Annotated in this window: 10 protein-coding genes; 8 read left to right on the top strand and 2 right to left on the bottom strand. The window is 60.6% G+C overall.

The window, feature by feature from the left end; translation table 11 throughout:
* Positions 1 to 181: 181 nt before the first annotated feature.
* A complete protein-coding gene (locus tag FHC52_RS18495) occupies positions 182 to 1,186 on the bottom strand; it encodes a chemotaxis protein (RefSeq protein WP_024908219.1) in 1,005 nt (334 codons plus the stop codon).
* A 64-nt stretch (positions 1,187 to 1,250) separates the two neighbouring features.
* Positions 1,251 to 2,168, bottom strand: a complete 918-nt coding sequence (gene rbn / locus FHC52_RS18490) for a ribonuclease BN (RefSeq protein WP_126289551.1) — start codon at positions 2,166 to 2,168, stop codon at positions 1,251 to 1,253.
* 71 nt (positions 2,169 to 2,239) lie between these two features.
* Between rbn and FHC52_RS18485 the strand changes: the two genes are divergently transcribed.
* The 8 genes from FHC52_RS18485 (at position 2,240) to menE (ending at position 10,151) form a co-directional block, all read left to right on the top strand.
* Positions 2,240 to 2,701, top strand: coding sequence for a GNAT family N-acetyltransferase (locus FHC52_RS18485; RefSeq protein ID WP_032663163.1), 462 nt, complete (start codon positions 2,240 to 2,242; stop codon positions 2,699 to 2,701).
* Positions 2,702 to 2,754: 53 nt separating this feature from the next.
* Positions 2,755 to 3,060 carry a stress response protein ElaB gene (gene elaB, locus FHC52_RS18480; RefSeq protein WP_008500219.1) on the top strand — a complete coding sequence of 102 codons (306 nt, stop codon included), beginning with the start codon at positions 2,755 to 2,757 and terminating at the stop codon, positions 3,058 to 3,060.
* An 86-nt stretch (positions 3,061 to 3,146) separates the two neighbouring features.
* A complete protein-coding gene (gene menF, locus FHC52_RS18475) occupies positions 3,147 to 4,442 on the top strand; it encodes an isochorismate synthase MenF (RefSeq protein ID WP_126289553.1) in 1,296 nt (431 codons plus the stop codon).
* 88 nt (positions 4,443 to 4,530) lie between these two features.
* Positions 4,531 to 6,201, top strand: a complete 1,671-nt coding sequence (gene menD / locus FHC52_RS18470) for a 2-succinyl-5-enolpyruvyl-6-hydroxy-3-cyclohexene-1-carboxylic-acid synthase (RefSeq protein WP_023344580.1) — start codon at positions 4,531 to 4,533, stop codon at positions 6,199 to 6,201.
* Positions 6,198 to 6,974, top strand: coding sequence for a 2-succinyl-6-hydroxy-2,4-cyclohexadiene-1-carboxylate synthase (menH, locus tag FHC52_RS18465; protein ID WP_220420192.1), 777 nt, complete (start codon positions 6,198 to 6,200; stop codon positions 6,972 to 6,974). Before menD ends, menH begins: the two co-directional genes overlap by 4 nt.
* Positions 6,971 to 7,828 (top strand): 1,4-dihydroxy-2-naphthoyl-CoA synthase, encoded by an 858-nt coding sequence (menB, locus tag FHC52_RS18460; RefSeq protein WP_008500223.1) that lies wholly within the window; start codon positions 6,971 to 6,973, stop codon positions 7,826 to 7,828. The genes menH and menB overlap by 4 nt, the downstream gene beginning before the upstream one ends.
* Positions 7,828 to 8,793 carry an o-succinylbenzoate synthase gene (menC, locus tag FHC52_RS18455; RefSeq protein ID WP_220420191.1) on the top strand — a complete coding sequence of 322 codons (966 nt, stop codon included), beginning with the start codon at positions 7,828 to 7,830 and terminating at the stop codon, positions 8,791 to 8,793. The genes menB and menC overlap by 1 nt, the downstream gene beginning before the upstream one ends.
* Complete coding sequence (gene menE / locus FHC52_RS18450; protein WP_126289559.1) at positions 8,790 to 10,151, top strand: o-succinylbenzoate--CoA ligase; 1,362 nt, start codon at positions 8,790 to 8,792, stop codon at positions 10,149 to 10,151. Before menC ends, menE begins: the two co-directional genes overlap by 4 nt.
* Positions 10,152 to 10,172 lie beyond the last annotated feature (21 nt).

Raw genomic sequence — 10,172 nt, 5'->3', positions numbered from 1 at the left:
GAACAAACGCACGAACAGCAGATGGAATTGCTAGAGTAGAAACAGGAAGGAAACAATAGCCCCCCTTACAGGGGGCATTCTAGAAAGCCACCTTCTAAGAAGGTGGTCTTTTACTGCCCAGCGTCGCTACGCTTGCAGGGCCTACGGGTTTTGTAGGTCGGGTAAGCGTAGCGCCACCCGACTAAGCCAGCTGTTTACGGCTAATCAACGGCCCGTCAATCTTCTTCATCGAGCGGTCCAGCACTTCCTCAATCACTGACGACAGCTCGTTCAGCTCAAACTTCGCGACGTAGCCATCCGCCTTCACCTTGCGAATATGGTCTTCGTTGGCGTTGCCGGAAAGGGAAGAGTGGATCACCACCGGAATATCTTTCAGTACCGGATCGGTTTTGATTTTGCGCGTCAGCGTAAAACCGTCCATCTCCGGCATTTCGAGGTCGGTCAGCACCAGCGCGATCTTATCGGTGATCGGCACGCCCTCAGCCTGCGCCTGTGCGGCCAGAACCCCAATTTTCTCCCACGCCTCTTTGCCGGTGATATGCAGCTGCGCCGGGATCTCCATCGCCTGCAGGCCTTTCTCCAGCATCGAGCGCGCCACTTTGGAGTCTTCAGCGACGATGGCGACCGCGCCCGGCTTGATATGGAATTTGGTGGTCTTCAGATTGGTGGCGTGCAGATCGTGGTTGGCCGGGGTGATGTCATACAGGATCTGCTCAACGTCCAGCACCATCGCCAGATCGTTGGTATCCGTTTTCTCATCCAGGCAGGCTATGCTGGTGATATAGCGACCGCTGACGGCGGTTTCCGCCGCGTGCACCTGCTTCCAGTCCAGACGCATGATGTTCTCAACCGACTCCACGGCAAACGCCTGCACGCTGCGCGCATATTCGGTGATCAGCAGGATATTCAGCCCGGTGGTGGGCTTACAGCCCGCCACGGCGGCCAGGTCAATCACCGGGATCACCTGATCGCGGATATTCACCATTCCCATCAGCGGTGATTTCATCCCGGCGGGTTTCGTGAACTCCGGCATCGGCACAATTTCACGCAGCTTAAAGACGTTAATGCCAAACAGCTCAGATTTATTTTCGTTAAGAGAGGTGCCAAGACGGAACAGCAACAGTTCAAAACGGTTCGACAGGGTCAGATTCGCCCTGTCATCAATATCTTTCTGGAAATTATCCATTCTACCCTCGAGAGAAATGCTGACCTTTTAATCGTTATCGGCATCCTGAGGGAAAAATGAAGGACTAAACGCTGACCTGAGCGAAATCTTCGGCCAGCTCACATTCCGGGAACAGCGCGAGGCACTCTGCCAGCAGCTTTTCACAGCCCCGCGCGTCGTAGCGCGAGCTGACGTGGGTGATGATGAGCCTCCCGACGCCCGCGTCACGGGCTAGCTGCGCCGCCTGACGCGTGGAGCTATGGCCCCGGCCGTTGGCTTTCTCTTCCATCGCCGTTTCAAGCGTCGCTTCATGCACCATCACGTCCACGCCCTGGGCCAGCGTGAGCGCCGCCCGGCACGGGGCCGTGTCGCCAAAAATTGCCAGCTTCTTGCCGGGCTGCGGTGCGGCGAGATAATCCTGCCCATTGATGACGCGCCCGTCCTCCAGCGTGACGGTCTCGCCGTGCTTCAGGCGCTGGAACAGCGGCCCAGGTTTTACGCCATCGGCCATTAGTGCGGCGGCATCCAGCGCGCCGGGTTTGTCATGCGCGTCAATACGGTAGCCATAGCATTCCACAGGATGATTGAGCGGTTGAGCACTAACCCGATAATCTCCGTCATCGAATACCAGGCCTTCGCTAATCTCAACCACCTCCAGCGGATAATCCGTCCACGACCCGCTCAGGCGCAGCGTGGTTTCAACAAATTCACGAATACCCGCAGGCCCGTAAATCGTCAGCGGGTTGGCGTTACCGGCCATCGAGCGGCTGCACAGCAGGCCGGGAAGGCCAAACAGATGGTCGCCATGCAGATGGGTGATAAAAATTTTATCCAGCTTGCCGGGGTGATAAGCGGTGTGTAGCAGCTGATGCTGCGTCCCTTCACCACAGTCAAACAGCCACAGCCCGCCGCGGGTGGGGTGTTTAAGATCCAGCAGTATCGCCGTCACATTCCGTGAGCGGGTTGGCACGCCCGCGGACGTACCCAGAAAAATCAGTTCCATAACGCAATCAGCCCTTTGCTGAACGGGGAGGGGTTTAGTATAACGTGATGAACCCCAGGAAGGAGACTGACATGATCCAGTGGCAAGATTTACACCATAGTGACCTCACCGTTCATTCACTTTACGCCCTGCTGAAACTGCGCTGCGAAGTGTTCGTGGTTGAACAGACCTGCCCGTATCAGGACATCGACGGCGACGATCTCGTCGGCGAGAACCGCCATATTCTTGGCTGGCGGGATAACGAACTGGTGGCGTATGCGAGGATTCTGAAAAGCGAGGACGAATTCGAGCCTGTCGTGATTGGTCGGGTCATCATCAGCGGCAAAGCGCGCGGTGAAAAACTGGGCTATCAGCTGATGGAGAAAACGCTGGAGGCATGCCAGAAACAGTGGCCGAACAAGGCGTTATACCTGGGCGCACAGGCGCACCTGCAGTCCTTCTACGGCCACTTTGGTTTCGTGCCGGTCACCGAAGTATACGACGAAGACGGCATTCCCCACGTCGGCATGGCGCGGGAAGCGAAGCAGGCGTAATGGCGAGTCGTTGGCTATAGTTAGCGAACTGGTGTACTAACATGGAGAAAAATATGTCATTTCAATCCTGGGATACCCGTATCGACGACGACCTGGCCTTACTGAGCGAAACGCTGGAAGAGGTGTTACGCTCCTCGGGCGACCCTGCCGATCAGAAATATATTGAGCTAAAAGCCCGCGCCGAGCAGGCGCTGCATGAAGTGAAAAACCGCGTCAGCCATGCGTCTGATACCTACTACTACCGCGCCAAAAAAGCGGTGTACCGTGCCGATGATTACGTGCATGAAAAACCGTGGCAGGGTATTGGCGTGGGGGCTGCCGTCGGGCTGGTACTGGGGCTGCTGTTGGCCCGTCGTTAAGCCGCTTAACCACTCCCTATACGTGGGTACTGCTATTTATGGCCAGTACCCCGTATAATACGAGGTTTTAACAGGGAGAGGTTCGCGTGAATTCGATTTTCCTCGCGCTGGAGCAATTGCGTAACCAGCTTTCGCAAGCGTTACCCGCAACGCCCGGCATACGTCATTTCGACGTCTCTTTCCCGTTAAACGATGCCTTCGACCCTCTCGCCTGGCTTGGGGCGCAGCAGTGCTATCCGCAGTTTTACTGGCAGCAGCGTAACGGCGATGAAGAGCTGGCCGCGCTGGGGGCGGTTATCACCTTTTCCTCTCTGGCGTTAGCCACGCAGTTTTTGCGCGAGCAAAACGCGGCAGGTGATACCCGCATCTGCGGCCTGAACGCCTTTAATCCGGAGCAGGGCAGCCTCTTTTTACCGCGACTGCTCTGGCGACGTACCGCCGGCACCGCTACGCTGCGCCTGCAGCTGTGGAGCGATTATTCACTTCAGGAAGATGCCCATGCCGCGCGGGATTTTTTACAGCAGCTCCAGCCAGCCAGGCCTATCCGCCCGCTGGCCGTTCAGGTTGAGCACGAAAACCATCAGCCGCAACGGGCCGAATGGCTGAGACTTGTCGGCAGGGCGACCGAAACCATCGCGCGCGGTGATTTTGAAAAGGTTGTCCTTGCGAGGGCCACCGATCTTCAGTTTACACAGCGCATTAACCCCGTCGCGCTGATGGCGGCCAGCCGCGCCCTCAATTTACATTGCTATCACTTCTGCATGGTATTCGACGCCAGCAACGCGTTTCTCGGCTCGACGCCCGAGCGTCTCTGGCGGCGACGCGGCACGCTGCTGCGCACCGAAGCGCTGGCGGGCACCGTCGCCAGCCATACCGATGATAAAAAGGCGCAGCGTCTGGGCGAGTGGCTGCTGAACGACGATAAAAACCAGCGCGAGAATATGCTGGTCGTGGAAGATATCTGTCAGCGTCTTCAGCACTCTACGCAGACGCTTGAGGTACTGCCTGCCCAGGTGGTACGCCTGCGTAAGGTGCAGCATCTGCGCCGCTGTATCTGGACCGAGCTCAAACAGGCCGACGACGAGCAGTGCCTGCATATGCTACAGCCGACGGCGGCCGTTGCCGGTTTGCCGCGACAGCCTGCGCGCGAGTTTATTCAGAAGGTTGAGCCCTTTAACCGCGAGTGGTACGCCGGTTCGGCCGGGTATTTATCGCCTGACCAGAGTGAGTTCTGCGTGGCGCTGCGTTCAGCCCGCGTCCATGAGGACTCGCTGCGGCTCTACGCCGGGGCCGGCATTGTCAGCGGATCTGACCCGGAGCAGGAGTGGCAGGAGATTGAAAACAAAGCGGCCGGGTTGCGCTCTCTGCTCCTAAGGGATTAATACTGATTCGCGCAATCCCGATTCACATCAAAATTCCAATTTTTTCTATTATTTATACTGTGTCGCATTCTTGATACCGGACAATCTCATGTCAGTAAGTTCTTTTAACCGACGCTGGGCGGCGGTGATCCTTGAAGCCCTGACGCGCCATGGCGTCAGGCACGTGTGTATTGCACCGGGTTCTCGCTCAACGCCGCTGACGCTGGCGGCCGCCGAAAACCGGGCGTTGATTCACCACACCCACTTTGATGAGCGCGGCCTCGGTCATCTTGCGCTCGGTCTGGCGAAGGTCAGCAAAGAACCCGTGGCGGTGATTGTCACTTCCGGTACTGCCGTGGCGAACCTCTATCCGGCTCTGATTGAAGCCGGGTTAACCGGTGAAAAGCTGATTCTGCTGACGGCCGATCGTCCCCCTGAGCTTATCGACTGCGGCGCCAATCAGGCCATCCGTCAGCCGGGACTCTTTTCTTCGCATCCTTCGCAGACGATTTCGCTGCCCCGTCCCACCCAGGATATTCCGGCAAGCTGGCTGGTCTCCACCGTCGATCATGCCATGGAGACGCTGCGCGGCGGGGCGCTGCATATTAACTGCCCGTTTGCCGAGCCGCTGTATGGCGAGCTGGACGATACGGGTCTTGACTGGCAGCAGACCCTCGGTGACTGGTGGCAGAGTGAAAAACCGTGGCTGCGCGAGCAGACGCACCTTGAGAGCGCGAAGCAGCGCGACTGGTTCTTCTGGCGGCAGAAGCGCGGCGTGGTTATCGCCGGGCGCATGAGCGCTGCCGAAGGCAAGCTGGTCGCCGAATGGGCGCAAACCCTGGGCTGGCCGCTGATCGGCGACGTGCTTTCCCAGACCGGGCAGCCGCTGCCGTGCGCGGATCTCTGGCTGGGTAATGCCAAAGCGGTCACCGAGCTGTCGCAGGCGCAGATTGTGGTCCAGCTTGGATCGAGTTTAACCGGCAAGCGGTTACTGCAGTGGCAGGCCACCTGCACACCGGACGAATACTGGCTGGTGGACGCGCTGGAAGGGCGTCTTGATCCGGCGCACCACCGCGGTCGTCGTCTGGTCAGCCGTATCGACGCCTGGCTGGCGCTCCATCCGGCTGAAAAACGCAAACCCTGGGCGGTTACCCTCCCGGACCTGTCGCGCCAGGCGTGGGAATTGACCCATGCGCGCTGTGAAGCGTTCAGCGAGGCCGGGCTGGCGCACCGTATTCGCCAGTACCTGCCCGAGCAGGGGCAGCTGTTTGTCGGCAACAGCCTGGTCGTGCGGCTGATTGACGCCTTTTCGCAGCTGCCCGCGGGCTACCCGGTGTACAGCAACCGTGGCGCCAGCGGCATCGACGGGCTGATCTCGACGGCGGCGGGCGTGCAGCGCGCCAGCGCAAAATCGACGCTGGCCATCGTGGGGGATCTCTCCGCGCTTTACGATCTCAACGCGCTGGCGCTGCTGCGTCAGGCGTCTGCCCCGTTTGTGCTGATCGTGGTTAACAACAACGGCGGGCAGATTTTCTCCCTGCTGCCCACGCCGCAGAGCGAGCGCGAGCGCTTCTATCTGATGCCGCAGAACGTGCAGTTCGAACACGCCGCGGCGATGTTCAGCCTGAAATATCATCGCCCGGAAAGCTGGGAACAGCTGGATGCGGCGTTAAGCACCGCCTGGAAGCAGCCCGGCGCGACGCTGATTGAGCTGGTGGTGAACGAGGCTGACGGTGCGCAGGCCCTGCAAAGCCTGCTGGCGCAGGTGAGCCAGCTGTGATCCTCTCTGGCGTGCAGCAGGCTGGAAAACCAGGCTATCCCTGGCTGGTCTTTTTGCACGGTTTTTCCGGCGATTGCCGCGAGTGGCAGGGTGTTGGTGAGCGGCTTTGCGATTACCCCAGGCTGTATCTGGATCTGCCGGGACACGGCGGATCCCGGAATCTGGGCGTAACGGGCTTCGACGAGATGAGCGCGTTGCTTACCCGAACTTTTGTTAGTTACAACATACTGAAATTCTGGCTCGTCGGGTACTCCCTCGGCGGCCGCATTGCGATGTTCCATGCCTGCCAGCAGCCGAAGGGGCTGTTGGGCGTGACGGTAGAAGGCGGCCATCCGGGCCTGCAGGATGCCGATGCGCGACAGGCGCGGCTGGCATCCGACCGCCGCTGGGCGACGCGTTTTCGCAGCGAACCGCTGGAAAAGGTATTCGCTGACTGGTACCAACAGTCCGTGTTTGCCTCCCTGACGGACGCCCAGCGCGACGCGCTGATTACCCTGCGCAGCCAGAACAGCGGCGCGGCGCTGGCGATGATGCTCGAGGCGACGTCGCTGGCCGTGCAGCCCGACCTGCGTACCGCGCTCAGCGCACGTGATTTCACTTTTGATTATCTCTATGGCGAACGTGATGAGAAGTTTGCGGCCCTTGCTGCGGAGCTGAACGCCGTTTGCCATGCAATTCCCAACGCCGGACACAACGCCCACCGGGAAAACCCCGACGCGGTTGCCGCGAGTCTGGCTCAGATACTGCGTCTTCGAATAAAGGACACTCTATGATCTATCCTGATGAACACATGCTTTACGCCCCGGTTGAATGGCAGGACTGCTCCGAAGGCTACACCGACATTCGTTACCACAAATCCACCGACGGTATTGCCAAAATCACCATCAACCGCCCGCAGGTGCGTAACGCCTTCCGTCCGCTGACCGTGAAAGAGATGATTCAGGCCCTGGCGGATGCGCGCTACGACGACAACATCGGCGTGATTGTCCTGACCGGCGAAGGCGAGAAAGCGTTCTGCTCCGGTGGCGATCAGAAAGTGCGCGGTGACTACGGCGGATACCAGGACGACGCGGGTACGCATCACCTGAACGTCCTCGATTTCCAGCGTCAGATCCGCACCTGTCCAAAACCGGTGGTGGCGATGGTGGCGGGCTATTCCATCGGCGGTGGCCACGTGCTGCATATGATGTGCGACCTGACCATTGCCGCCGAGAACGCCATCTTTGGCCAGACGGGCCCGAAAGTGGGATCTTTCGATGGCGGCTGGGGGGCCTCCTACATGGCGCGCATCGTCGGTCAGAAGAAAGCCCGCGAAATCTGGTTCCTGTGCCGTCAGTACAACGCGCAGGAAGCGCTGGATATGGGCCTGGTGAACACCGTGGTGCCGCTTGCCGATCTCGAAAAAGAGACCGTGCGCTGGTGCCGTGAAATGCTGCAAAACAGCCCGATGGCGCTGCGCTGCCTGAAAGCGGCACTCAACGCCGACTGTGACGGTCAGGCGGGGCTGCAGGAGCTGGCGGGCAATGCCACCATGCTGTTCTACATGACCGAAGAGGGCCAGGAAGGGCGCAACGCGTTTAACGAAAAACGCCAGCCAGACTTCAGCAAATACAAACGGAATCCGTAATGCGTCGCGCGCAGGTTTACCGCTGGCAGATACCGATGGACGCGGGCGTGGTGCTGCGTGAACGGCGGTTAAAAACCCGTGACGGCTTCTTTGTGCATCTGCAGCAGGGCGAGCGGGAAGGCTGGAGCGAGATTTCGCCTCTGCCGGGATTTAGCCTCGAGTCGCTGGATGACGCGCGGGCGGCCTTGCTGGCGTGGGCGGACGCGTGGCGCGAGGGTGCAAATCCGGCGCTGCCGGAGGTGCCTTCCGCGGCCTTTGGTATCAGCTGCGCGCTGGCCGAGCTGGACGGCAGCCTGCCGGAGGCGGGGAATTACCGCACAGCACCGCTCTGCACGGGCGATCCGGACGAGCTGTTCGCGCTGCTCTCCGCCATGCCGGGCGAGAAAGTCGCGAAAATCAAAGTCGGGCTGTATGAAGCGGTGCGCGACGGCATGGTCGCCAACCTGCTGCTGGAGGCGATCCCCGATCTGCATCTGCGTCTGGACGCCAACCGCGCCTGGACGCCGCTCAAGGCGCAGCAGTTTGCGAAGTACGTCAACCCGGCCTACCGCAGCCGCATTGCCTTCCTGGAAGAGCCGTGCAGAACCCGCGAGGATTCGCGCGCGTTTGCCCGCGAAACGGGGATTGCCATCGCCTGGGATGAAAGCCTGCGCGAGGCCGATTTTGAATTTGCTGCAGAGCCCGGCGTCAGCGCGGTAGTGATTAAACCGACGCTGACCGGCAGCCTGGCGAAAGTGCGCGAGCAGGTCGCGGCGGCGCATGCCCTAGGGCTGACGGCGGTGATCAGCTCGTCGATTGAGTCCAGCCTTGGGCTAACCCAGCTGGCGCGCGTGGCCGCCTGGCTAACGCCGGATACGGTGCCTGGCCTCGACACGCTGAACCTGATGCAGGCTCAGCTTCTCCGCCCGTGGCCGGACAGCGCGCTGCCGTGCCTGGGCTCCGAGGCGCTGGAGCCGTTGCGATGAGTTTTACCGACTGGCCGTGGCGACACTGGTGCGCGCTGTTTGCCGATAAACCGGCCCTGAGGCTGAACGATGAGGTGCTCAGCTGGCAACAGCTGTGCGCGCGCATCGACAGCCTTGCGGCGGGCTTTCACCGGCAGGGCGTGGAGGAGGGCTGCGGCGTGCTGCTGCAGGCCCATAATCATCCGCAAACCCTGCTGGCGTGGCTGGCGCTGCTCCAGTGCGGGGCGCGTATTCTTCCCGTTAATCCGCAGCTACCGCGCCCGCTGCTGGACGTGCTGCTCCCGCAGATGACGCTGCGCTTTGCGCTGGTGCTGGACGGCAGCTACGACGCTCTTCCTGCCCTGTGCATGCGCGAGACAGCCGATGCGTATTGCGCTTCGTGGCAACCGGCGCGGCTGGCCTCCATGACGCTGACCTCCGGCTCCACCGGGCTGCCGAAAGCGGCGGTCCATACCTGCGAGGCCCACCTTGCCAGCGCGCGCGGCGTTTTGGCGCTGATGCCCTACGGTGAAGACGACGACTGGCTGCTTTCGCTGCCGCTGTTTCACGTTTCCGGCCAGGGGATCTTATGGCGCTGGCTGCAGGCTGGCGCGCGGTTAACCGTACGCGAGAAACAGCCTCTGGAGCAGGCGCTGTGCGGCTGCACCCACGCCTCGCTGGTGCCAACCCAGCTCTGGCGTCTGCTGAATGCCCACCAGCCTGTCGCACTGAAAGCGGTGCTGCTTGGCGGGGCGGCCATCCCTGTTGAATTGACCGAACAGGCGCGAGAGCAGGATATACGCACCTTCTGCGGCTACGGTCTGACCGAGTTTGCCTCTACCGTCTGTGCGAAAGAGGCGGACGGCGAGCCGGACGTGGGCTGTGCGCTGCCGGGCAGAGAGGTGCAGGTCGTTAACGGTGAAGTCTGGATCAGGGCGCAAAGCATTGCCTCAGGCTACTGGCGGGATGGCGAACTGATTCCGCTGACCAACGCGCAGGGATGGTTCGCCACACGCGATCGCGGCGAATGGCATGACGGCCGTCTGACGATCCTTGGCCGCATGGACAACCTCTTTTTTAGCGGCGGAGAAGGGATCCAGCCGGAATCGCTGGAGCGCGTTATCGCCACGCACCCACAGGTTAACCAGGTGTTTATCGTTCCGCTGGACGACGCTGAATTCGGGCAACGTCCGGTGGCGGTCGTGGAGTGCGAGCCGGAAACGGATATCACCTGCTTACCCGACTGGGTCAGGGACAAGGTGGCGCGTTTTGAGCAACCCGTCCGCTGGCTGCTGCTGCCGACTGAACTCAAAAATGGCGGCATTAAAGTTTCGCGCCGCGCGCTGCAGGAGTGGGTTAACGCAGCGCTGAAGGGATAATAGCCGTTTCAAATAGTTACA

It is taken from the genome of Enterobacter sp. EC_64 (genome assembly GCF_019584165.1).
Classification (GTDB): Bacteria; Pseudomonadota; Gammaproteobacteria; order Enterobacterales; family Enterobacteriaceae; genus Enterobacter; species Enterobacter roggenkampii.
This window is presented reverse-complemented; position numbering and strand designations above follow the sequence as displayed.

What these genes read in the sequence shown, in the direction of transcription:
- FHC52_RS18495 (WP_024908219.1), bottom strand. Translation starts at nt 1,186, where the DNA reads ATGGATAATTTCCAGAAAGATATTGATGACAGGGCGAATCTGACCCTG.
- rbn (WP_126289551.1), bottom strand. Translation starts at nt 2,168, where the DNA reads ATGGAACTGATTTTTCTGGGTACGTCCGCGGGCGTGCCAACCCGCTCA.
- FHC52_RS18485 (WP_032663163.1), top strand. Translation starts at nt 2,240, where the DNA reads ATGATCCAGTGGCAAGATTTACACCATAGTGACCTCACCGTTCATTCA.
- elaB (WP_008500219.1), top strand. Translation starts at nt 2,755, where the DNA reads ATGTCATTTCAATCCTGGGATACCCGTATCGACGACGACCTGGCCTTA.
- menD (WP_023344580.1), top strand. Translation starts at nt 4,531, where the DNA reads ATGTCAGTAAGTTCTTTTAACCGACGCTGGGCGGCGGTGATCCTTGAA.
- menB (WP_008500223.1), top strand. Translation starts at nt 6,971, where the DNA reads ATGATCTATCCTGATGAACACATGCTTTACGCCCCGGTTGAATGGCAG.
- menC (WP_220420191.1), top strand. Translation starts at nt 7,828, where the DNA reads ATGCGTCGCGCGCAGGTTTACCGCTGGCAGATACCGATGGACGCGGGC.
- menE (WP_126289559.1), top strand. Translation starts at nt 8,790, where the DNA reads ATGAGTTTTACCGACTGGCCGTGGCGACACTGGTGCGCGCTGTTTGCC.